The organism is Paenibacillus sp. FSL R10-2199 (assembly GCF_038000235.1).
Taxonomy (GTDB): domain Bacteria; phylum Bacillota; class Bacilli; order Paenibacillales; family Paenibacillaceae; genus Paenibacillus_AQ; species Paenibacillus_AQ phytohabitans.
The window spans coordinates 1,128,911-1,149,099 of sequence record NZ_JBBOBO010000001.1; the positions used below are offsets into that span (position 1 = coordinate 1,128,911).

At 52.2% G+C, this 20,189-nt stretch carries 22 protein-coding genes and 1 pseudogene; 13 read left to right on the top strand and 10 right to left on the bottom strand.

Translation table 11 applies throughout. From position 1 onward, the window contains the following. Window positions 1-34: 34 nt before the first annotated feature. Window positions 35-1,480 carry an exosporium protein gene (locus NYE33_RS05015; RefSeq protein WP_341064957.1) on the bottom strand — a complete coding sequence of 482 codons (1,446 nt, stop codon included), beginning with the start codon at window positions 1,478-1,480 and terminating at the stop codon, window positions 35-37. 321 nt (window positions 1,481-1,801) lie between these two features. Between NYE33_RS05015 and NYE33_RS05020 the strand changes: the two genes are divergently transcribed. Continuing rightward, window positions 1,802-2,158, top strand: a complete 357-nt coding sequence (locus NYE33_RS05020; RefSeq protein WP_341064958.1) for a right-handed parallel beta-helix repeat-containing protein — start codon at window positions 1,802-1,804, stop codon at window positions 2,156-2,158. Window positions 2,159-2,627: 469 nt separating this feature from the next. Here NYE33_RS05020 and NYE33_RS05025 read toward each other — a convergent pair. Both NYE33_RS05025 and NYE33_RS05030 read right to left on the bottom strand, forming a co-directional pair. Further along, window positions 2,628-2,732, bottom strand: a pseudogene (locus NYE33_RS05025) (helix-turn-helix domain-containing protein); the annotation flags it as partial. A 50-nt stretch (window positions 2,733-2,782) separates the two neighbouring features. Beyond that, on the bottom strand, window positions 2,783-3,130 hold the full coding sequence (locus NYE33_RS05030) for a helix-turn-helix domain-containing protein (RefSeq protein WP_336102756.1): 348 nt from the start codon (window positions 3,128-3,130) through the stop codon (window positions 2,783-2,785). A 157-nt stretch (window positions 3,131-3,287) separates the two neighbouring features. Between NYE33_RS05030 and NYE33_RS05035 the strand changes: the two genes are divergently transcribed. Further along, the gene (locus tag NYE33_RS05035) at window positions 3,288-3,542 is read left to right on the top strand and encodes a hypothetical protein (protein WP_336102755.1); all 255 of its coding nucleotides are present in this window, start codon (window positions 3,288-3,290) and stop codon (window positions 3,540-3,542) included. Between the two features lie 2 nt (window positions 3,543-3,544). Here the strand turns inward: NYE33_RS05035 and NYE33_RS05040 are convergent, their stop codons facing one another. Continuing rightward, on the bottom strand, window positions 3,545-3,748 hold the full coding sequence (locus NYE33_RS05040; RefSeq protein ID WP_039295077.1) for a hypothetical protein: 204 nt from the start codon (window positions 3,746-3,748) through the stop codon (window positions 3,545-3,547). A gap of 141 nt (window positions 3,749-3,889) precedes the next feature. Between NYE33_RS05040 and NYE33_RS05045 the strand changes: the two genes are divergently transcribed. After that, a complete protein-coding gene (locus NYE33_RS05045) occupies window positions 3,890-4,261 on the top strand; it encodes a RidA family protein (RefSeq protein WP_042140474.1) in 372 nt (123 codons plus the stop codon). Window positions 4,262-4,378: 117 nt separating this feature from the next. Here NYE33_RS05045 and NYE33_RS05050 read toward each other — a convergent pair whose 3' ends face one another. Both NYE33_RS05050 and NYE33_RS05055 read right to left on the bottom strand, forming a co-directional pair. Continuing rightward, window positions 4,379-5,512, bottom strand: coding sequence for an SMP-30/gluconolactonase/LRE family protein (locus tag NYE33_RS05050; RefSeq protein WP_336102753.1), 1,134 nt, complete (start codon window positions 5,510-5,512; stop codon window positions 4,379-4,381). Further along, window positions 5,512-6,312: an SDR family NAD(P)-dependent oxidoreductase gene (locus NYE33_RS05055; protein ID WP_336102752.1), complete on the bottom strand. Its 801-nt coding sequence runs from the start codon at window positions 6,310-6,312 to the stop codon at window positions 5,512-5,514. The genes NYE33_RS05050 and NYE33_RS05055 overlap by 1 nt, the downstream gene beginning before the upstream one ends. Window positions 6,313-6,610: 298 nt before the next feature. Between NYE33_RS05055 and NYE33_RS05060 the strand changes: the two genes are divergently transcribed. Beyond that, on the top strand, window positions 6,611-7,306 hold the full coding sequence (locus NYE33_RS05060; protein WP_340948615.1) for a TetR/AcrR family transcriptional regulator: 696 nt from the start codon (window positions 6,611-6,613) through the stop codon (window positions 7,304-7,306). Then, entirely contained in the window at window positions 7,303-8,061 is a 759-nt protein-coding gene (locus NYE33_RS05065) for a nucleotidyltransferase family protein (protein WP_341064961.1), read from the top strand. Before NYE33_RS05060 ends, NYE33_RS05065 begins: the two co-directional genes overlap by 4 nt. Window positions 8,062-8,151: 90 nt before the next feature. Here the strand turns inward: NYE33_RS05065 and NYE33_RS05070 are convergent, their stop codons facing one another. Continuing rightward, on the bottom strand, window positions 8,152-8,799 hold the full coding sequence (locus NYE33_RS05070; RefSeq protein WP_340948617.1) for a Vat family streptogramin A O-acetyltransferase: 648 nt from the start codon (window positions 8,797-8,799) through the stop codon (window positions 8,152-8,154). Between the two features lie 146 nt (window positions 8,800-8,945). On the opposite strand from NYE33_RS05070, the gene NYE33_RS05075 reads away from it, so the two are divergent. Together NYE33_RS05075 and NYE33_RS05080 are read left to right on the top strand one after the other, a co-directional pair. After that, entirely contained in the window at window positions 8,946-10,211 is a 1,266-nt protein-coding gene (locus tag NYE33_RS05075; protein WP_336102749.1) for a YncE family protein, read from the top strand. 33 nt (window positions 10,212-10,244) lie between these two features. After that, entirely contained in the window at window positions 10,245-10,466 is a 222-nt protein-coding gene (locus NYE33_RS05080) for a hypothetical protein (protein ID WP_042140469.1), read from the top strand. Window positions 10,467-10,548: 82 nt separating this feature from the next. On the opposite strand, the gene NYE33_RS05085 is transcribed toward NYE33_RS05080, so the two are convergent. Together NYE33_RS05085 and NYE33_RS05090 are read right to left on the bottom strand one after the other, a co-directional pair. After that, entirely contained in the window at window positions 10,549-11,814 is a 1,266-nt protein-coding gene (locus NYE33_RS05085) for a sensor histidine kinase (RefSeq protein ID WP_076243653.1), read from the bottom strand. Next, entirely contained in the window at window positions 11,814-12,491 is a 678-nt protein-coding gene (locus NYE33_RS05090) for a response regulator transcription factor (RefSeq protein ID WP_042140467.1), read from the bottom strand. The genes NYE33_RS05085 and NYE33_RS05090 overlap by 1 nt, the downstream gene beginning before the upstream one ends. A 333-nt stretch (window positions 12,492-12,824) precedes the next feature. On the opposite strand from NYE33_RS05090, the gene NYE33_RS05095 reads away from it, so the two are divergent. Genes NYE33_RS05095 through NYE33_RS05105 form a run of 3 tightly spaced genes read left to right on the top strand, consistent with a single transcriptional unit; the run spans window position 12,825 to window position 16,539 of the window. Next, window positions 12,825-13,568: a polyphosphate polymerase domain-containing protein gene (locus NYE33_RS05095; protein WP_076243652.1), complete on the top strand. Its 744-nt coding sequence runs from the start codon at window positions 12,825-12,827 to the stop codon at window positions 13,566-13,568. Beyond that, complete coding sequence (locus tag NYE33_RS05100) at window positions 13,561-14,244, top strand: DUF4956 domain-containing protein (RefSeq protein WP_042140465.1); 684 nt, start codon at window positions 13,561-13,563, stop codon at window positions 14,242-14,244. The genes NYE33_RS05095 and NYE33_RS05100 overlap by 8 nt, the downstream gene beginning before the upstream one ends. Before the next feature lie 27 nt (window positions 14,245-14,271). After that, window positions 14,272-16,539 (top strand): carbohydrate-binding domain-containing protein, encoded by a 2,268-nt coding sequence (locus NYE33_RS05105; RefSeq protein ID WP_341064964.1) that lies wholly within the window; start codon window positions 14,272-14,274, stop codon window positions 16,537-16,539. A gap of 81 nt (window positions 16,540-16,620) precedes the next feature. Here the strand turns inward: NYE33_RS05105 and NYE33_RS05110 are convergent, their stop codons facing one another. Then, window positions 16,621-17,535, bottom strand: coding sequence for a phosphatidate cytidylyltransferase (locus NYE33_RS05110; RefSeq protein ID WP_042140464.1), 915 nt, complete (start codon window positions 17,533-17,535; stop codon window positions 16,621-16,623). A gap of 391 nt (window positions 17,536-17,926) precedes the next feature. Here NYE33_RS05110 and NYE33_RS05115 point away from each other — a divergent pair, with 391 nt between their 5' ends. The 3 genes from NYE33_RS05115 to NYE33_RS05125 all read left to right on the top strand — a co-directional run bounded on the left by NYE33_RS05115 (window position 17,927) and on the right by NYE33_RS05125 (window position 20,185). Then, window positions 17,927-18,472 carry a hypothetical protein gene (locus NYE33_RS05115; protein WP_039295040.1) on the top strand — a complete coding sequence of 182 codons (546 nt, stop codon included), beginning with the start codon at window positions 17,927-17,929 and terminating at the stop codon, window positions 18,470-18,472. A 110-nt stretch (window positions 18,473-18,582) separates the two neighbouring features. After that, window positions 18,583-19,059: a DinB family protein gene (locus NYE33_RS05120; RefSeq protein ID WP_042140462.1), complete on the top strand. Its 477-nt coding sequence runs from the start codon at window positions 18,583-18,585 to the stop codon at window positions 19,057-19,059. Between the two features lie 244 nt (window positions 19,060-19,303). Further along, the gene (locus NYE33_RS05125; protein WP_042140461.1) at window positions 19,304-20,185 is read left to right on the top strand and encodes a phosphotransferase family protein; all 882 of its coding nucleotides are present in this window, start codon (window positions 19,304-19,306) and stop codon (window positions 20,183-20,185) included. Window positions 20,186-20,189 lie beyond the last annotated feature (4 nt).

Here is a 20,189-nt window from a genome sequence, read left to right on the forward strand (position 1 = left end):
TCCCGTTTTATTTGTACCATGCGCCAAGGAAGGGTTAAGCGAGTCCCGCCAGCCAAGGCGACAGTAGGATAGAATCGCTCGTATTGATAGATTGGCCTGTTGTAAATCCCGTGAGGTTCTGTGATCTGAAATTAATCGGCGGTGCTGCCAGCCCGGAGGTGCCTGTGCTCCGGCCTCCGAGGTTGGAGCCGTTAACCTGGTTGTAGACAGCAAGATGATACGTAATATCCCTCGATAACGTCAGAGGTGCCGTCAGCGGCAGAATGAATATTCCAGCTTGTAAAGTGGTTGCTACAGTGGTTACTCCAATAACTGTAGACTGGTTAGTACTGGTCGGCTGCAGTACAGCCATCTGAAAAATACCCGTAGAGCCTAGTTGAGTAACGTAAGCAGCAAGCCTGTTGATCGTTATTTGCGATCCGCTGAATGCGAGCGACCCGATAGCCTCATTATTTCCGCCCCCGGCATTAAATGGGATCTGGGTGTTGAGATCCCCGATTTTCAGCGTCTCGATGAATCCTGAGCCTGCACCCGTTATACCCGTTGAACCCGTTGCGCCTGCCGGTCCGGTCGCACCAGTGGCCCCGGTAGCCCCGGTAGCGCCAGTAGCTCCGGGCGGTCCGGCATTTCCCGGCAAGCCCATAAGGCCCATCGCCCCGGTCGCACCGGTAGCCCCGGGAGGCCCGGCAGCTCCCGGTAAACCCATAAGACCCATCGCCCCAGTAGCGCCAGTAGCTCCGGTTACACCCATCAAGCCCATTAAGCCCATAGCCCCCATGAGTCCCATCTCACCCATAGCCCCCATCGAGCCCATGAGTCCCATCGAACCCATCAATCCCATCGTCCCTGTAGCTCCGGTCGCCCCGGTAGCTCCGGTTACGCCCATGAGTCCCATCGCGCCCATAAGCCCGATGCTGCCCATCGCCCCGGTCGCTCCAGTCGCCCCCATGAGTCCCATCGCCCCGGTTGCTCCGGTTACGCCCATGAGGCCAATCGAGCCCATAAGCCCGATGCTGCCCATCGGACCGGTCGCTCCGGTCGCCCCCATGAGGCCAATCGAGCCCATAAGCCCGATGCTGCCCATCGGACCGGTCGCTCCGGTCGCCCTCATGAGGCCAATCGAGCCCATGAGCCCGATGCTGCCCATCGCTCCGGTCGCCCCGGTCGCACCCATAGCGCCAATGTTGCCCATAAGCCCGATGCTGCCCATCGGGCCGGTCGCTCCGGTCGCCCCCATGAGTCCAATCGAGCCCATAAGCCCGATGCTGCCCATCGAGCCGGTCGCTCCGGTCGCCCCCGTGAGTCCAATACTGCCCATGAGCCCGATGCTGCCCATCGCGCCCGTGGCCCCGGTCACGCCCATGGCGCCAATGTTGCCCATGAGCCCGATGCTGCCCATCGCACCCGTCGCGCCTGTCGCGCCCATAACTCCTATACTGCCCATGAGTCCTACAGCGCCAGTGGCTCCCTGCATCCCCATTGCAGCCATGTTTTGCATGAGTTCCACCATACTCATTACGCCCGGTGAAGCGGCTGTCACGCTTGGCGGGCACTTAGCGTTTTGGGAGGCAGAATCTCCTTTAGCACTTCGTTTCCCTTTTAGCATCCTGCTTTTTTTCAGATACCTTTTGTATTTGTAGGTTGTAGTGCTGTAGAGCGGAAGCTTTATCCGTTTTCGTTTGAATTGCTGCATCTTCAGCTTTCTGTGCTTATTTGCATCCGACTTATTCACGTTATCCCACCTTCTGCCGGTCAGGTTTATACATAACCACTCGGGTTTCTGTATAACGTATGAGGGCTAGTGTGGAATGGACTAGACGTATGCCTCGGTGATTCCGGTTTCTTTTTACAATGGTACAATCGCTTTGAATTCCTCCAGCCAGCAACCGGCAACACCATCCAGGACAGCACCTACTCCGGAATCTTCATCGAAGAACCGGCACTGAATATCTCGGTGACCTATGCTTCGAACAACATCATTAACGCCGGGACTTATGGCGTGTACATCCAAGGCTCCGCTACCGGTACTTCGCTGTTCAACAGCAATACCGTGAACGGCGCGCCTTCCGGGAAGTTCCTGAATACTTCAACGGGCTTCACAGTGTCGGGGGCGGGAATAACTGGGGTAGGTGGGAAAAGGAAAAGGCCTCCAAGATAGAAGAGGGAAAGATTACAGCAAATGATAATTGAGATAGAGATTGAGAGTACTGCCCCCAGATAATCGGGAGATTATTTGGGGATGTTTGATGTGTTTGATTTACACGCAGCGCGGAATAATCAGGGCTGAAGGGTCAATGATTAAACTTGCTTATCAAGAGCAGAGTAACTCCAATTATGAACAGAATGGCGGCAAGGACTCTTACCATTATAAAATACGAGCCCGAAGGTTCCCGGTCCGACTTCCACCCCTGTAAGAACTTCCACGACCTCTTGGGAAATATGGTTATAAATAGAGTGCCAATAACCCATAATGCCAGAAATATAGTGGATATTGCTAAGAAAATAATCATTCCATCAGGTGAGCCCATAGTTTTCCTCTTTTCTAGAAAGCAATTATAAACAAGCATACCGGAGTGTTTCTCTGTGTTTCAGGGGACCGATGTAGCGGAATGATTCCTCTAACGATAGTTGCGGTCCCCTCGTTCAACCCCGCCGATATAACTGTAATGAAGTGATGCTGCTTCCGCCAGTTGTTCCTGGGTCCATTCTTTTGCTTTTCGAAGCTCACGTATCTGATTTCCTACACTTTCTGGTAAATTAACGGGCTCACCTCAGGGTATGCTCAATCCACAAAAGCTCTCCGTACCTCTCTAACAATCCTATTCAAAGTACTTATTTGCTTAACACTTAACTCACCAACAGTAACAGCATACTCATCAATGGCTCTCCGCTGCGCAGCTTCCGGCTCGCTCAAGTCATCCTTATTCTGAAATAATTCTGCGGGTTGGATTTTTAGTGCTGTCACGATTTTCTCCAGTGTATCTATAGAAAAATTCCGTTCGCCGCGTTCTACGGCCCCTATGTATGCATCATCCAAGTTGGAGAGTTCTGCTAACTGTTGTTGTGTTAGTCCTTTTGCTTTTCTTATAGCACGAATTCGATCTCCGACAGTATTCCGTAAGTCTGTCATAGTAATCACCTTTTCCAAAGGTTAAGAGAGCAAAATACTACTAGCGGAGAAGAAACCCATTATCGATATTAAGCGGGGAGTTATAATCTTTGTAGCATTTTTAATCCAGAGGAGCTGTTGCCAGGTCTCGGTGTAATTTTACAGGCTGCGGTTCAGTATGGGCTTGATGTCGATGATCTGCTGTATAGATTCGCGGAACAGAGCGCCGGAGGCGCTGGACTGGACGCTGCAATCTTTAAGGCTGGCCCACCAGTCCAGGCATGACGGCAACTTCAAACGCTGTCTGGCGTTGTTCGAATCACTGCGTGAGGAAGTGACGATAGAAGAGGAGCGGCGGTATCATGAGGTACTGGCAGCGTGTCTGGGACAGGTTGTTATGGAGCTTCCAGAACTTCCGCATGCGGGAGTCTAGAATCAGACCGTCTTCTTCTTCTGCACAAGAAAGATCAGCCCGCCAACCAAAAACCCGCTGATTACCCCGGCTAATATGGATTTAAGGATACTGATTACAATATCTGTAGCCGTGCTGTCAGGAGTTGCCGTCAGATTCACAATAAACAGCAGGCTAAACAGAACAGATGTAATCAGGAAAGATTTTGAGGTAAGAAATCGTTTCATGGTTCTCCTCCGTTTCAGGTGCAATCCTTTTCAATCAGTTTAATATTACCATAATTATCCTACAAAACCACGACACACAGCTGTCCGGTTTCCAACGTTATACTGGGCATATCTCAGATGACAAGGGGCGAACAAGCGAATATGAGCGAAATCATCAGACATGATGTGAACAAGGACTATGCGTATTCAGGTTTTGTTGAAGCGGGGGATTTCATCTTCCTCAGCTTTTGTGTGGGCAATGTAGGCGGAACGGTGGAAGAGCAGGTAGAAGGTGCGCTGAATGATATGAGGGACCGTCTGGGGCAGGTGGGTCTTACGCTAACAGATGTGGTGAAGATGGATATTCTGCTGCGGGATGTATGGGATATTCCGGTCATGGAAGAGGTGTTCAAGCGCAGATTCCAAGGCAATTATCCGGCACGCAAAACCATATCCACCGAGTTCGCGCATATTGGCGGCCCGGATGGACTTAAGGTTCAGATCGACGGTGTGGCGTATCGTTCACGCGCGTAGTGCTTGGAGGTTAAGAAGAAGATGCCTCAAGCCAAACAGCAGCCCCTCCTGTCAGAGTGAGCTGCTGTTTGGGATACTACAAGCGGCAGTGGATAGATGAATGCAGCAATCCAATCCCTATGGTTTCAGAAGCACCCGATGAACACCCTGGCTTCCTCCCGGTGCGGTTCCGAGATATAAATATCCTCCCTGGCTTACGGCAGTGGTGATGCCATACAAGGTTCCTTCAGGATCATGCCAGCTGTTCACAAGCTCTCCTTCGGGTCCATATTCTGCGACAAGTCCGTGCTTCACCGGCGCACTTGCTCCATTTAACAAGGCCTGCGGAACTTTGGACATCGTCGCTGCTACCCAGGGATGACTATGCATGTAATCGGCAAAAGCCAGACGGGTTGTGAATACCCCCACCCAGAAATGTCCCTGAGCATCGCGGGTGATATTGTCTGGAAACCCCGCCAGGTTCTCCGCAAAAATATCAGAGGTGCCTTGTTTGGGCCCCTTTAGCCAATACCTTGTCAGCTGGTAATGGTACGATTCAGCAACAAGCACGAAATCTTCCTCAGCAGACAATACGACTCCGTTGGCGAAATATAAATCCTTCAACAGAACGGTTGTCTGTTTGGTCTGCGGATCATATTTCAACAACCGTCCATGCGGTTTGTTCTCGGCAATTTCTTTGAACATGACCTTACCATAGTTAGAGGTATCGGAGAAATAGACCGATCCGTCTTGTGCGATGTCCAGCTCGTTCGCCAGGTAGATCGGTCCTCCATCTACTTCAGTGGCCAATACTTCAATCTTTCCATTCGGGTCAATCGACAGCAGCCCCTTCTGAATATCCGCCACAATCAAATTTCCGTCAGCATCGAATTTCAGCCCGTTAGGTGTTCCCTGGGTATCGGCGAACACTTCGGCTGGCTGCGCCTTGCCTTCCGCATCGAAGGCCACTCTGTAGATTTTGCCGTCAGAGTCGCCTGTATACAGCCGCCCCGTAGAATCAAAAGTGATAAATTCCGGGAACTTCGCGCGGTCTGTCACAAGCTCTGCGGAGCTAAGCTTGCTGTTCTCTTTCCAGGGACCCTCCTTCTCAAAAGAAGGGGCGGCAGGTGCAGACCATACAGCAGGCTCTACCGGGGCAGGCATCAGCAGGAATCCGGCTATTCCCAGCACAATTACGCCGAGCAGGACCAAGCCCCATCTGCGAATGTGTTGACCGGTGGAACGTTTACGTGGATTGGTTTCTGTAGACATTATAGATCCTCCTTAGGGTGTGTGGGGCGAAGCATACCACCGACCAGCCGCAGACTTTGTCTGCGGGTCATGAACCGGGTAATCTGGGCACTCAGGTAATTGCGGAGTCCCGGAACAATGTACTGTTTCCCTCTGGCCATAGCGCGCAGTGTAAGGGCCACTACCCGCGCCGGCGAGTCCTTCGCGCCGCCGACAGAAGCATCCTCCGTACCCACCACGTTGAAGAAATTGGTCTCCGTCGAGCCTGGACACAGGGCGAAGAATTGTACGCCGCGATTACGATTCTCCCACCACAGGGCGTCGGTAAAGGACAAGACAAAAGCTTTGGTCGCCCCGTAGACGGCCATATAAGGCAGCGGCTGAAAGCCTGCGGTAGACGATACATTGATCACAGCGCCTGCCCCTCTGTGGAGCATTCCGGGAAGGAATAAATGAGTCATATCGACTACAGCGGTGACGTTGAGCATCACTTCTTCATGCTGGCGTTCGCCGGAGACCTCCTCAAACAGGCCATGGGTGGCAAAACCCGCATTGTTAACCAGCAGATCGATACTCAGGCCAAGCTGTTGGCATTGCTGGTACAGATCTCCGGCAGCGCCTTCGAGCGATAGATCCAGGGGAATGGCCCGGCACTGAACTCCATGGCTGCGCGTCAATTCGGCTGCGAGCGCATCGAGTTTGCTTTTGGTTCTGGCTACAAGCACCAGATGACTGCCTTCCTTGGCTAATTGTCTTGCGAACTGTTCGCCAATTCCCGAAGAGGCTCCGGTGATTAGCGACCATTTCCCTTTAATATTCATAGTTTCCACTCCTTCTGTTACAATGTTTTTTAACGGAAACAATGTTACCGGATTTCGAAAAAAATATGACCGATCTTAACGGCCATAATGTCCGTTCTCAATGGCATAAGTCCGTTCTCAGCGGTATGAATACAATTGGTAACAGTGTTTCCTATGTGAATCATAGTAACCAACATAACACCCCTGTGTCAACTCATTTTTTTCAGCGTGAAGGTTCAATTGACAACCTATGTTCAAATGTTTAGAATTCCTGTTAGAACCCGGCAACTTTGTTGCTGGTCAATAACATGATAACCGGATGAAGGTGATTCTTATCAGTACCGAAGACAAACCCACACCCTCCACGGGGCGGGTATTAAAAACATATCAGGAAGCCCGTCTGCAAAATACGGAGAATCTCCGTAAGCTTGTGGTGGATGCCGCCGCTGCCATTCTGCAGGAAGAGGGGCCGGAGGCCGTCACTGTGCGTAGAGTATCGCAGAAGATGGGCTGCTCAACCAAGATCATTTACAGTTTGTTTGTCAATAAAGAGGGACTGGCCCAGCAATTGTATCTGGAGGGCTGCAAACTGCTGGCCCAGCGTTTTGAAGAAGTGCCGCCATCATCGGATCTGCTGCAGCATTTGCTGGATCTGGGCGAAGCCTTCTGGCAGTTCGGACAGGACTACGCCAGCTACTATAAGCTGATGTTTGGGGGGGCTTTTGCAGAGTTCAAGCCGGATGCGGAGAGTATGCAGGGAACGATGACAGCTATACACCGTCTGCTGGTACTAATCAGCACTGCCCAGGAACAAGGACAGATTTCGGATCAGGAAGAGACGGGGACCCTGGTCAGTACGATATGGGCATCGCTGCACGGTGTAATCCACCTGTATATGGGCGGGTTCCTTGGTGATGTAGCGGCAGCCCATACCATATACAGACAAACAATGGGTTTGCTGTCTAAGTCCTTGTTTGCGTCATCAAGCCAGGGTAGAGGAGCGAACAAGGGATGATTGCACTAATCTTGGCTGCGGGATATGCCACCCGCCTCTATCCGTTAACCCGGGACACACCCAAGCCGCTGCTCCCTGTTCAAGGGAACCGGACGATTCTGGATCTGCTGATCGGCCGCCTGGAGGTGCTGGAGGACATCACGGAGATTCTCATTGTGACGAATGCCCGTTTCTTTCATGCTTTTGGGCAGTGGCATCAGCAGTATCAGGGAGAGAAGCCGATCCGTATTCTGAATGACGGTACTTCCTCCCCGGAAGGACGTTTAGGTGCAATTGGCGATATCCAATATGTGCTGGAGCGGGAGCAGCTGCAGGAGGATCTGCTGGTACTGGCAGGAGACAATGTGCTGGGATTCGGCCTTGAGGGGTACTTGGAGTATTTTCACAAGGTGGGTACCGACTGTATTCTTGTCCGTAAGGTAGATGATCTGGCAGAGCTTCGCAGTATCGGCGTGGCGGAGCTGGATGCGCAGATGCGGGTCCTGTCGCTGGAGGAGAAGCCGCAGGAGCCTCGTTCCAACATCGGCGTGTTTGCCCTCTATATCTACAAGCGGACTACGCTGCCGCTGATCTCCCGCTATCTTGCCGAGGGAGGCAACCCGGATGCGCCGAGTTATTTCCCGGAGTGGCTGCATTCCCGCCAGGAGATGCGGGCCTATTATACGGAGGGGACGATCGATGATGTCGGCACCCCGGAGGCGTATGCGGAGATGCGGGCCAGACTGGGCGCGGGCGAGGATAAGGCATCTTACTGAACTTAATAGCAGAAAAAAAGGCTGTCCGGGAAGGTAGTAATACCCTTGGACAGCCGTTTTTGTATTTAACTGTAGTCCGGTGCTGCGAGTTTAGCTACCAGCCGCAAGACTTCTGATCCGCTCCAGATCACTGCTGCACAGCACCTCAAGATTCGCCGTAATCTTCTCCGGGCTCCAGTCCCACCATTTCAGCTCCAGCAGCAGCCGGATCAGTTCATCGCTGAAGCGCTGCCGCAGAATCCGGGCCGGATTGCCCCCGGCGATATGGTACGCGGGAACATCCTTGGTGACAGTAGCATTAGCGGCGATGATCGCCCCGTCGCCAATCGTCACGCCCGGCATGATCGTAGCATTCTGGCCGATCCAAACATCGCTTCCGATGACGGTATCGCCTTTGTAGGGCAGATCCGCCAGCTCAGGCGCCGCCTGCTCCCAGCCGCCGCCCATAATATTGAACGGGTAGGTGGTCACCGAGCCCATCCGGTGGTTGGCCCCATTCATAATGAATTCGGTGCCGCGGGCGATGGCGCAGAATTTGCCGATGATCAGCTTGTCCCCGATGAACTCATAATGATGGGTAACCCGGCTCTCGAAGGATACCGATTCGTCAGGGTCATCATAGTAGGAGAAGTCTCCCGCAATAATGTTGGGACGTGTGATTGTATTTTTGATGAAACGGACTTGCCTGATATGGGGATTGGGATGGACCTCGTTCGGGTTAGGGCCAATAGAATGCATAGAGTCACACCTTTCTTGGATAAATGGGCAGTCGAGCCATAATTTAATTCTAGCTATAGTATAGTCCAATCCGGACTCCAGTTCTTACATACCTTATGAGAGACTGGTAGTTTTTAATCTCTGATTACAAGGGAGGATTCGCTAGAATGGCTATTCTGTCAACAGGACCTATTGAAAATAATGAAGTGAGCGGTGTCAGGCCTACTGTGCAGGTGACGGTTAAGATCGATAACCGGAACGCGGTGAATCCGTCCGCTATTCTGATCCAAGGGTACAATCTAACCCTCACAAGGACGCTATATGTGAGCGAGCTTATTACGGTTTCCCCGGACGAGGTGATTACAAGAAATTATTTTGCCAATCTGGATGCCTATGAATTTGTCTTTACAACGGAAGGTCTTGCCGAATTGCAGACGGAAACCTCAGTGTGGGGTAAAAATTCAGCCGGGCAGCTGGTTACCGCCCACCGTCTTGTCTCAGCCGAGCTGCTGGGTGCTGAAGAGGGGGGAGTCACAGGCTCCGTCAACCGTATCTATGTTGCCAATTTCAACAGCAATGATGTTTCTGTGATCAACGGCGCAACAAATGCGGTGATCGCAGTCATCCCTGTAGGTGTGAATCCTGCAGGAGTCGCGGTGAACCCGTTAACCAACCGCATCTATGTTGCTAATTTGAACAGCGATAACGTATCCGTTATCGACGGAGTAACCAATATGGTGCTGGCCACCGTTCCTGCGGGGGACGGAGCAGGCGGAGTTGCGGTCAATACGGCTACCAATGCCATCTATGTTGCGAATTTTAATGATAATACGGTCACTGTCATTGACGGATTAACCAACACTGTGGTGACTACCATTATTCCCGCTGGCGGTTCTCCTTTTCCAACGGGAATCGGCGTGAATTCATTAACCAATACTATTTATGTAGCTGAATTCAACTCGGATATTGTTACCGTCATTGACGGGGCTACGAATACGGTTATTACACAGATTCCCGTGCAGGTGAACCCGTTCCGGGTGGGTGTTGATCCCTTGACGAACCGGATTTATGTCTCGAACCTAACCAGCAACACCGTTTCCGTGATTGATGGAGCAACCAATACGGTGATAACTAACGTACCCGTCGGTACGACTCCGGGTGAATTGGGAGTGAACATCTCTACCAATGCCATCTATGTACCGAACCGGGATGACGACAATGTATCGGTGATTGGCGGATTAACCAATACGGTGATTACTACCATTCCGGTGGGGAATAACCCTAATGGTGCAGGCGCTAATCCATTGACGAACCGTATCTATATTACTAATCAGGATGATAACACGGTATCGGTTATTGATGGGGTCACCCAGGCTGTAATAAGCGTTATTCCGGTTGGTGCGCGTCCGTTCTCCGTCGGTGTCAATCCGTAGGCGTTCATCATCTTACCGCAGGGGGTGAAGGATATGATAGAAATAAACTCGGCAGAAGACATTATGATCCAGCTGTCTGGCATGGACCAAGTGAATTCTGAAGCCCGGATCTACGTTCCCGGATTAGGTGAATTCACGATTGTATTGCAGAAGAAAGAGGAACGCATGGCTGAAGATCCGGGCCGCAGCAGCGGGGCTGAAGCAGATGAACGTATAATGCCGGCAGCGGGATTAACAAGGAACCCTTATCTTTAGAGATAATCAGTAAATGAGCCTCTTCCGGTAAGGGAGAGGCTCATTTACTGGGAATATAAGATGGGTATGCTTGTCGCAACCCTCAAGGCAGCTGCACATAGAACGTCGTTGACTCTCCTATCACACTCTTCGCGTAAATCTTCCCTTTGTGCTGATCGACGATCGACCTCGCGATAGCCAGACCCAGGCCGTAGCCGCCCTGCTTGCGGGCTCTGGAAGTGTCCGTCCGGTAAAAGCGGTCAAAGATCCGCGTCAGATGCTCGGCAGCGATGCCTTCCCCGGTATTCGAGACGGAGAGGAGGACATCGTTATTTTGCTTTTTGAGTAAGATGGTTACAGCGCCCTTAGGATTCGTATATTTCACTGCGTTGTCCAGCAGAATCATCACCACTTGCTTAATCTGTTCGCTGTTCCCCAGTACGGTAAGCTCCGGTTCGATGTTGTAGTCGAAGGAGATATTCTTCTCGAAGATCACAGCCTCCATGGTCAGAATAATATTCTCTACCGCATCGCTCATATTGAACTTGCTGTGGATCATGCCTGTCCGGGAATCATCCATCTCTGTCAGGTACAGCAGGTCGTTGGTCAGCCGGGTCATGCGCTCCGTCTCCGACTTGATATACTGCAGCCACTTCGCCTGATTGCGGATCGTATCGTCGCTGTTCGAGAGCAGCACATCCGCGTTGGTGTTGATGATCGTCAGCGGCGTCTTCAGCTCATGCGAGGCATCGGCGATGAACTGCTTTTGCTTGTCGAAGGCCTCCCGGACCGGCGCGATCGAGCGGTTCGCGAAGAACCGGCTGGTGAAATAGAGAATGATCAGCATCAGCAGGCCGACAGCTGTGAAGGTGTAAATCAGGTTGGTCAGGATCTTCTGCTGGGAAGAGATGTCCATGAAGACGATCTGCTCCTTATCCCCCGTATGCTTAACCATGAAGATCCAGCGGCTGCCGTCCAGCGTGAAGCGGCCGATGTCCTTGCCTGAGCTTAGGGCTTCCTTAAGTGCAGCGGTATAGAAGTCATCATCCATCGTGAATTTGGAGTCCTTGCTGATCAGCGTGCCGCTTGCATCGGTCTGTATGGTGAACGAGACGGAACGGTCAGGCTGGTAAGCATCAATGGGCCCTTTATCCATGGGCATGCCGCCGTCTGCTGCACCGCGGGGCCCTCCTTGTGCGCCGCCGGGTCCCTTCTGCTCATTGTCCGCAATCCGGTGCAGCGCCATATTAATATCGCTCTGCACATTGACGTACATGATGATATAGATCGTGGCAAAGGCGAGCAGCATCATGATGGAGATGGTAGCGAGATTGACAATCAGGAACCGGTTTCTGAGTTTATTGAACATTAAGTATTCACCTCTAATACATAACCCACGCCTCTAATCGTGCTGATGCGTACCTCTGAATTCAGGAAGGTAAGCTTTTTGCGCAAAAAAGAGATGTAGACCTCCACGTTATTATGCTCCGCTTCGGAATCGAAGCCCCACAGCTTCTCAATGATCTGCTCCTTCGAGGTTACGGCCTGCTTCCTTAAGATCAGCAGCTCCAGCAGCTCGGTTTCCTTAAGGTTCAGCTTGATTTCCTTGCCCTTCACGGTCAGCTTCGGATTCGCCGTATTCAGCTCAATATCTCCGAACTTCAGGCCATCCTCAGGAATCACTTCCCCTTTGCGCCGCAGGGCGGCCCGGATTCTGGCCAGCAGCTCCTCCGAAGAGAACGGCTTGGCGATATAGTCGTCTGCTCCGTGATCGAGTCCGGTGACCATATCGGTGATCTCCCCTTTGGCTGTCAGCATGATCACCGGCGTGGAGATGCCGTCCTTCCGCAGGGCCTTCAGCACGCTGATTCCATCCATCTCCGGCATCATAATATCGAGCAGCAGCAGGTCATAGATCCCGCTCTGCGCATAATCGAGACCTGATCTGCCGTCATGGACGGCGTCCACCGAGTAATTGTGCTTCTTCAATATTTGGGTCAAGGCTTCCGCCAGATGAATCTCGTCTTCTACAATTAATATTCTCATGGGATGAATCATCCTCTTCATAAGTAATGTACTTGCTGCTGAAGCCATTATAGCAAGATTACCTTTAATCAACCTTAACTGTACTGCTGTTCAGGTGCTTCCGGAGGTATTCAGGGCGAAATCATCGGATGAAATTCCAATCGTTCCAGGGCACTTATATAGAAGATACATCCGGAAGTGTTATCCCTGTGTTAAAAAGTCAGCGCAGTGTAAAACCATTTAAGATTCATTAAAGGTTCGGGGGCTAAGATACATTCATAAGCAAGCGAGGCACACACGAAAGTGCAGATAAAGGCAGTCTCCATTACACAACCCGAAAGGATCTGAACCCATATGGCGATCGAAGTGTTCAACCGTTACGAGAACAAATATCTGCTTGGCACTGAATCCTACATGAAGCTCTATAACGAACTGCTCGAATACATGGAACCCGATGAGTACAACAAACAGCATGAGTACTACTCCATCACCAATCTATATTATGACACACCCCATGATTCCCTGATCCGCAGCAGCCTGGCCAAGCCGAAATATAAGGAGAAGCTTCGCATCAGAGCATATGGCATTCCTAACGGCGAGACCAAGGTCTATCTGGAAATTAAGAAAAAGGTGTTCGGCCTGGTGAACAAGAGAAGAACCCCGCTCAAGCTGAATGAAGCCTATGAGTTTGTCGCCAGCGGGATCGAGCCTGAATTCAAGAGCTACATGAACAAGCAGGTGATTGAAGAAATCAAGTACATGCTGACCCGCTATGACCTGCAGCCGAAGCTGTACCTGTCCTATGACCGCAAGGCGATGTTCTGCAAAAACAACCGCGACCTGCGCATCACCTTCGATACGAACATCCGCTGCCGGCGGTACGATCTGAAGATGGAGCACGGCGTATACGGCGAAGAGCTGCTGGAGCCGGGCCAATGGCTGATGGAAGTGAAGGCCGAGAAGACGATTCCGGTCTGGCTGGCCAAAATGCTCTCGGAGCACCAGATGTACCGCACCAGCTTCTCCAAATACGGCAACGAATATAAAAAAATGCTGAAGAACAGCAAAGCAGAAAGAGAGAGTGCCCTATATGCTTGATTCGATTTTTTCCGCAGCCCTGACCACTACGGAGCTAACCTTCACTAATGCAATTCTAACCATATTGATCTCGATTGTACTTGGCGGACTTATCAGCTTCACCTACATGAAGACGAACCCTGCCGGATATTCGCAGAGCTTCACGCTTACGATGGTCCTGCTGCCGGTCATTGTGGCCATCATCATTCTGCTCATCGGCAGCAACGTGGCCCGGGCCTTCAGCCTTGCCGGCGCCTTCTCTATCATCCGGTTCAGAAGCGCACCCGGCGATCCGAAGGATATCACCTTCGTCCTGTTCACTATGGCCTCCGGCCTGGCCTGCGGGGTTGGATCATTCGGATATGCGGTACTCTTCACCATTATTCTCTGTATCCTGATGGTCGTGCTGAACCGCACAGGCTTTGGCCTCAGAAAGTCGATGCAAAAGACACTGAAAGTGACCATTCCCGAGAATCTGGGGTATGAGGAAGCTTTCGCGGAAGTCTTCAACAAGTTTGGTGTGGCTTACGAGCTTAAGAAAATCAGAACCACCGAACTAGGCAGCCTGTATGAACTGGTCTATGCCGTAACGATTGATGAGCACACCAGCCAGAAGGAACTGCTAGATGCTATCCGCACACGCAACGGTAACCTTGACCTCTCACTGACCATGGCTCCTGTCATGAATGACTATTAATGCTGGACTAGAAGGGAACGATGACAGATGAAGAACTTAATCTTAGGCAGTAAAATAGGACTGGTACTGTTATGCGCCGCAGTCATGTCGGCTTGCAGCACAAACGCCGCTACGCAAAATACTGCAAGTAACAACGCAGGTACTGCAGTAACGGCTGAGCAGAGCAGTACGTCTGCCGCAGTGCAGCTGGCAAGTGTGAAGCTGACGGATCTGGTAGCTTTTGATGAAGACGATGCTGAGACGGCCTGGACGGAGGCGGATTCGACCGCGGTTACACTGGCCGGAACGAGCGCTGCTGTCGACGGCGCCGGTGCCACAGCTGCAGGCGGAACAGTAACGATTACGGAAGCAGGGACTTATGTACTCAGCGGCACGCTCAGTGACGGACAGATTATTGTAGACGAGCAGGCGAAGGGAACCGTACGGCTGATAATGAACGGTGCACAGCTGACGGAGAGCGACAGTGCACCCATCTATATTAAGGAAGCGGGTAAAGTAGTGATTACCCTGCAGGAAGGCACAGAGAATAGCGTGACTGACGGAGCGGCTTATGTGTTCGCAGATGCGGCTACCGATGAACCAGGCGCGGCCATCTTCAGTAAAGCTGATCTGACCATTAACGGTACCGGCAAGCTGACGGTAACCGGTAATTACAACGATGGTATTTCAAGCAAAGACGATCTGAAGATCATGTCCGGCACGATTGAAGTGAAGGCAGCAGATGATGGCATCGTCGGCAAAGACCTGATCGCCGTACAAGACGGTACGATTACGATCAACGCAGAGGGCGATGGCATTAAATCGACCAACGACGAAGAAGCGGACAAAGGCTTCATCGCGATTGCATCAGGAACCTTTGATATTACCGCAGGCAATGACGGCATTCAGGCCGAGACGGCGGCTGTAATTGACGGCGGAACCTACACCCTGGTAACCGGCGGCGGCAGTGTAAATGCGGAAGTGAAGGCTGGTGAAGGCGGAATGGGCATGGGCGGCGGTGGCTTCGGCGGCCAACGTCCGGGAGCAGAGACTTCCGGGGATCAGGCAGCAGCAGGAGGAACTCCGCCTGCGATGGATGCAGCGGCAACAACAGACCAGGCTGCAGCTGCCAGCACCGATGCCGCTACCACCACGGAGACTGAATCGACCAGCGCCAAGGGGCTGAAAGCAGGCGGAGACCTCACCGTGAACGGAGGAAGCTTCAAGATTGATTCCGCAGATGATGCAGTGCACAGCAACAGCAATGTCTCCATCACGGACGGACAATTCGAAATTGCCGCAGGCGATGACGGAATCCATGCGGATTCCCTGACCTCCCTGTCCGGCGGAACGATCAACATTACGAAGAGCTATGAAGGGATTGAAGGAGGGAACATTACCGTATCCGGCGGTGAGATTCATGTAGTCGCGACGGATGACGGCGTGAATGTGGCCGGCGGCAACGATGATAATGCGGCTGCTGGGGGAACGCAGGCACAAGATCAATTCACTGCCGGAACCGGAAGCAACCTGCTGACCATCAGCGGCGGAACCCTGACCGTGGATGCAGCAGGCGACGGCCTGGATTCCAACGGGTCAATCACGATGACCGGCGGAACCGCAATTGTGAATGGACCTGAGAACTCGGGCAACGGCGCACTGGATTATGACGGAACCTTCAACATGACGGGCGGATATCTGGTGGCAGCAGGCGCTTCCGGTATGGCACAGGCTCCTGGTGAAGAATCCAGCCAGTATTCGTTAGGCATGACCTTCTCGGAAACCCAGCAAGCGGGTACAATGGTTCACCTGGAAGACGCTGACGGAACTACCATCCTGACCTTTACTCCATCGAAGAGCTTCCAGACGGTAGTTGTGAGCTCCCCTGAGCTGAAAGAAGGCTCATACACTGTCTATACCGGAGGCAGCTCTACCGGAACAGCCGTAGACGGATTGTATACGGATGGCGAGTACAGCGGAGGCAACGAATTCGTGACCTTTGATACCACCGGCAGTGTAACCTGGGTCAATGAATCCGGTATAACCACTGCCCCAAGCGGCATGGGCGGCCCTGGCGGCGGAGGCGGATTCGGTGGTGGAGGCGGCAGAGGCAACGGTCAAGGCGGCCAAGGCGGCACACCGCCAGCTGACGCCGGCACCACCAAGCCAGCCGATGCGGGCACCACGAAGCCAGCAGACGCAGGGACTACCAAGCCAGCGGATGCAGGCACCACGAAGCCAGTAGACGCAGGAACTACCAAGCCTGCCGATGCGGGCACCACCAAGCCAGCGGATGCAGCGGCCAGCACTAAATAAGCAGGCTGAGCATTTGTAGCCTGACAGCACAACAGAGACTATCCATTAGCGGATAGTCTCTGTTTCTGTGTTTCAGGGCGGCTACATGAAGTCGAAGAAGTAACGGATCACATGGAAGAACACGGGTGCTGTATAGGTAAGGCTGTCGATGCGGCTGAGGTAGCTTTTCTTCAGCGCAGCGAATTTATCATCATCGCCGATCAGCAGATCGCGCTTGAGCACAGATACGGTCAGGCTGCCGAAGAAGCCGCTGAGGCTGATCAGCATACCGGAGAGATACCCGAAGGCCGGGTTCAGCGGTGTGAGGTGCGGATAGATCAGATAGGAGACCGCTGTAGTCACAACGAACGCGCAGGCGAATCCTTCCCAGGTCAGGTAGGGGTTGGAGGTAGGAACGATTTTGTGTTTGCCGAAATAGATCGAGGCCAGATAGTGAACGGCATCATTAAGCTGGGTCAGCACGACCAGAAACAGGACAAGACCGGCCCCATATTCCGGCGACGCAAACTGGAAGTAGGCCAGGTGGCTCAGCCCGAAGACCATCAGCATCAGCCCCCACTGGGTGGCGCTGACACTGCGCAGGAAGCCCAGCGTTCCTTTGTTAATCAGCCTGGGCAGCGGCAGCAGCAGGAACACATAGACCGGAATGAAGACAATGAACATCCCGTACCACTCGATATAGACCCAGTAGAATTGCAGCGGAATGGACAGGTACGCCCAGAGGAACAGCCTGCGGTCCGCTTTTCTTGTCCGGATCATGGAGAAATATTCTTTGAGCGCGAAGAAGGCCAGTACCATCAGGGACAGCAGGGAAACGACGGAATTGGACAGGGTAGCCAGGCAGAAGATGAACAGCATGCCCCACCAGGTTTTGATCCGGAAGCCGATTCCGGTATAATCCTTGTCCTTCTGCAGTCTGCTGACAGCAAGATACAATAAGTGTATAACCGATAAAGCTGCGAAAATAAGTACGAGCGTAAATAACGAGCGGTTCATCAGCAATCACCAACTTATCTATGGGTGGAATTTCAATAAAGGAATTTTATGTTAGAATAAACAGAGTGTCCAGCTTATTTTGAAGCTTACACTTGATCTGATTCGTTTCCGGCAGTCTGTAGCCTTCTTAGTAGGCACTGCAGGCATGAATGTTGTACGTTCTACAACTCAGAATCATTAATAGCCGGGTGTACGGGAGAATTGTTGTATGAAATACAAGAATAAGTCCCGCTAAGCCGCTTGGAAGAGGCGAAATGCTGCCTTTTGTACAACAATTTTGAATTTGAGCCGATTTAATGAGGGAAATGTTGTATTATGTGCAGGATTCTGGCGAGTTACCGGATCACTGCCACATAAGGCCTATATACCAGACTATAAGGGGAAAATTGTAATGTCAGCTGATTCTTCGGTCTATATTCTGCTCACCAATACAGGTACGCTTTTTACGAAGCTGATCCAGGGCTACACCAAGGCTCCGTATAATCATGCCTCCATCTCGTTTAACCGGGAGCTGTCAGAGCTGTACAGCTTCGGGCGGAAGCATCCGGCCAATCCGCTGAACGGCGGGTTCGTGAAGGAGGATATCCGTACAGGTACATACAGCAAGTATCCGGGTACAACATGCGTCATCTACAGGCTTCAGGTTACAGACCGTGAGGTGGAGAAAATGAAGCGGGTTCTGCATGTCTTCATCCGCAGCCGCCAGAAGTATCTCTATAATATTCTCGGCGTCATCGGCATAGCGCTGAAGGAGCCGGTTGAATTCAGCAACTCCTACTTCTGCTCGCAGTTTGTTGCCGAGATTCTGGAGCGCTCAGGGATTAAGCTGTGGAATAAGCTGCCTGCACTCGTGACCCCGGATGATTTCCGGCAGAGCGACCGGCTGGAGCTGGTTTATTACGGTAAGTTAAGCGATTATCATCCTTCTGGGATGTAGAGAAAGTCCTCGTTCCCGTTAAGGGAAGAGGACTTTAATTATAGTTGAACCCTGCCTGGCTTAGGATGTCCGGATTGTGGTATTTTCAGTAAGAAAAGGAGAGTGGAAGTATGGTTCATGCCAAGGATGTGCTTGCCAATCAATTATTGGCGAATGCCAATGACCCCAGCTGGCATCTTCCGTTCATTCAGGCGGTAGAGGCGGTTACAGAGGAAGAAGCTTTCTGGAAGCCCGGAGCGGGCTTGAACAGTATTGCTGAACTCACCGGGCATTTGCTGTACTGGAATGAGACCTGGCAGAGCAGGTACCGGGCGGGGCGGGTGGATGCTGTCCCTCCGGTTGGTGATAACAACCGCAGCTTTGTGGTTCCGGAGGGTACTGCATTCAGCGAGCTGCGGGGAAGCCTGCTGCAGGTCTTGCTGCAATGGCAGACCCTGTTGTCCGAAGAGGGACTGGAGGGGCAGGTGGAAGGATTCCCTGAACCGGCTGCCTGGTGGGAAATCATCAGCAATGCGGCTACGCATAATGCCTACCATATCGGCCAAATGGTTGTGTTACACAAGCTATACATCACGCTTCGGCAGTAACCTATCTGCGTAAATACTGCCGGAACGATAAGAAGCATCCCGAACAGACCCGTAAAGTTACTTGCGGGTCTGTTTATGCTGCAAATATAAGAATGTATATGTTGCACACAATTTCCCCTGAAGCTTGATACCTGAAGTTGACCGCCGGGCTGCTTGTGCAGAAAGCCTTAATCTGTAATAAACTGGAGCATGTGATATTCTTGGATTATTGTCTACTGAAGGAAAAAGAGAGGGATTTCATATCATGAATGCTAATATCATCAGAGCGCTGGAAATAAGATATGCCTGCCGGTTGGAGCGGCTTACAGGAGGGTATACAAATTTCGCCTATCTGATGGCGGGGGCGGAGCCTCCGCTTGTAGCCAAAGTAACGAATCTGTCCAACGAAGACACGCTCAATGAGATCCAGGCAATGAAGCTGGTGCAGGGAAGCTGTGATACACCCGCCATACATGAGGTGTCAGAGATGGACGGGATGCGGATACTCGTGATGGACTGCATGCCGGGCGTAAGTGCACAATCCGTCCTCGATGCAGGAGACTGGGCAAGAGCGGAACAAATATACAGCAGAATGGGCCAGCTGCTGGCTTCCCAGATTCATTCGCAGCCGTATCAACTGCTGGAGCAAGGTCTGCGCCTCAGCAACAGGTCCGCACTTAGTCAGATGATTAAGAGGTTAGAATTCGTACCGAGTCCCCTGAGCAGGGATTCGCTCCAGCTCCTGTCGGCTGCCGATGCCCAGGACCAGCCTTGGGTTCTGACGCATGGGGATTACGGGGTACATAATATACTTTGTGAACCGGAAGGTACACTTCATGTGCTGGACTGGGAATGGGCAGAATGGGGCGGTCCGCTTAATGACGTGGCCTGGGTCTGCTGGTTCACGAAGCTGCATTACCCCGGGCAAGCCCAGAAGCTGAATGCAGCCTTCATCCGGGGCTACCTGTCCGGGAATCCGCTGTCGTTCACACCGCAGCAGTTGAAGGCATCCAGCCTATATAAAGTATGGAATGTGCTGCACCGGCTGCGGATTGCTCCCAAAGAGGTGCAGCGTGAGTGGGTTCGGCGTCTGGAGTGGACGCTGAATGAGGATTTCAGCGATCTGCACGGGAGTAGCCATTCATAACCGG

Coding starts and splice junctions, on each gene's coding strand:
- NYE33_RS05030 (WP_336102756.1), bottom strand. CDS start 3,130: ATGACAGACTTACGGAATACTGTCGGAGATCGAATTCGTGCTATAAGA.
- NYE33_RS05070 (WP_340948617.1), bottom strand. CDS start 8,799: ATGCATTCTATTGGCCCTAACCCGAACGAGGTCCATCCCAATCCCCAT.
- NYE33_RS05075 (WP_336102749.1), top strand. CDS start 8,946: ATGGCTATTCTGTCAACAGGACCTATTGAAAATAATGAAGTGAGCGGT.
- NYE33_RS05125 (WP_042140461.1), top strand. CDS start 19,304: ATGAATGCTAATATCATCAGAGCGCTGGAAATAAGATATGCCTGCCGG.
- NYE33_RS05040 (WP_039295077.1), bottom strand. CDS start 3,748: ATGAAACGATTTCTTACCTCAAAATCTTTCCTGATTACATCTGTTCTG.
- NYE33_RS05085 (WP_076243653.1), bottom strand. CDS start 11,814: ATGTTCAATAAACTCAGAAACCGGTTCCTGATTGTCAATCTCGCTACC.
- NYE33_RS05105 (WP_341064964.1), top strand. CDS start 14,272: ATGAAGAACTTAATCTTAGGCAGTAAAATAGGACTGGTACTGTTATGC.
- NYE33_RS05095 (WP_076243652.1), top strand. CDS start 12,825: ATGGCGATCGAAGTGTTCAACCGTTACGAGAACAAATATCTGCTTGGC.
- NYE33_RS05050 (WP_336102753.1), bottom strand. CDS start 5,512: ATGTCTACAGAAACCAATCCACGTAAACGTTCCACCGGTCAACACATT.
- NYE33_RS05080 (WP_042140469.1), top strand. CDS start 10,245: ATGATAGAAATAAACTCGGCAGAAGACATTATGATCCAGCTGTCTGGC.
- NYE33_RS05115 (WP_039295040.1), top strand. CDS start 17,927: ATGTCAGCTGATTCTTCGGTCTATATTCTGCTCACCAATACAGGTACG.
- NYE33_RS05055 (WP_336102752.1), bottom strand. CDS start 6,312: ATGAATATTAAAGGGAAATGGTCGCTAATCACCGGAGCCTCTTCGGGA.
- NYE33_RS05120 (WP_042140462.1), top strand. CDS start 18,583: ATGGTTCATGCCAAGGATGTGCTTGCCAATCAATTATTGGCGAATGCC.
- NYE33_RS05060 (WP_340948615.1), top strand. CDS start 6,611: ATGAAGGTGATTCTTATCAGTACCGAAGACAAACCCACACCCTCCACG.
- NYE33_RS05110 (WP_042140464.1), bottom strand. CDS start 17,535: ATGAACCGCTCGTTATTTACGCTCGTACTTATTTTCGCAGCTTTATCG.
- NYE33_RS05065 (WP_341064961.1), top strand. CDS start 7,303: ATGATTGCACTAATCTTGGCTGCGGGATATGCCACCCGCCTCTATCCG.
- NYE33_RS05045 (WP_042140474.1), top strand. CDS start 3,890: ATGAGCGAAATCATCAGACATGATGTGAACAAGGACTATGCGTATTCA.
- NYE33_RS05035 (WP_336102755.1), top strand. CDS start 3,288: ATGGGCTTGATGTCGATGATCTGCTGTATAGATTCGCGGAACAGAGCG.
- NYE33_RS05015 (WP_341064957.1), bottom strand. CDS start 1,480: ATGGGGATGCAGGGAGCCACTGGCGCTGTAGGACTCATGGGCAGTATA.
- NYE33_RS05100 (WP_042140465.1), top strand. CDS start 13,561: ATGCTTGATTCGATTTTTTCCGCAGCCCTGACCACTACGGAGCTAACC.
- NYE33_RS05090 (WP_042140467.1), bottom strand. CDS start 12,491: ATGAGAATATTAATTGTAGAAGACGAGATTCATCTGGCGGAAGCCTTG.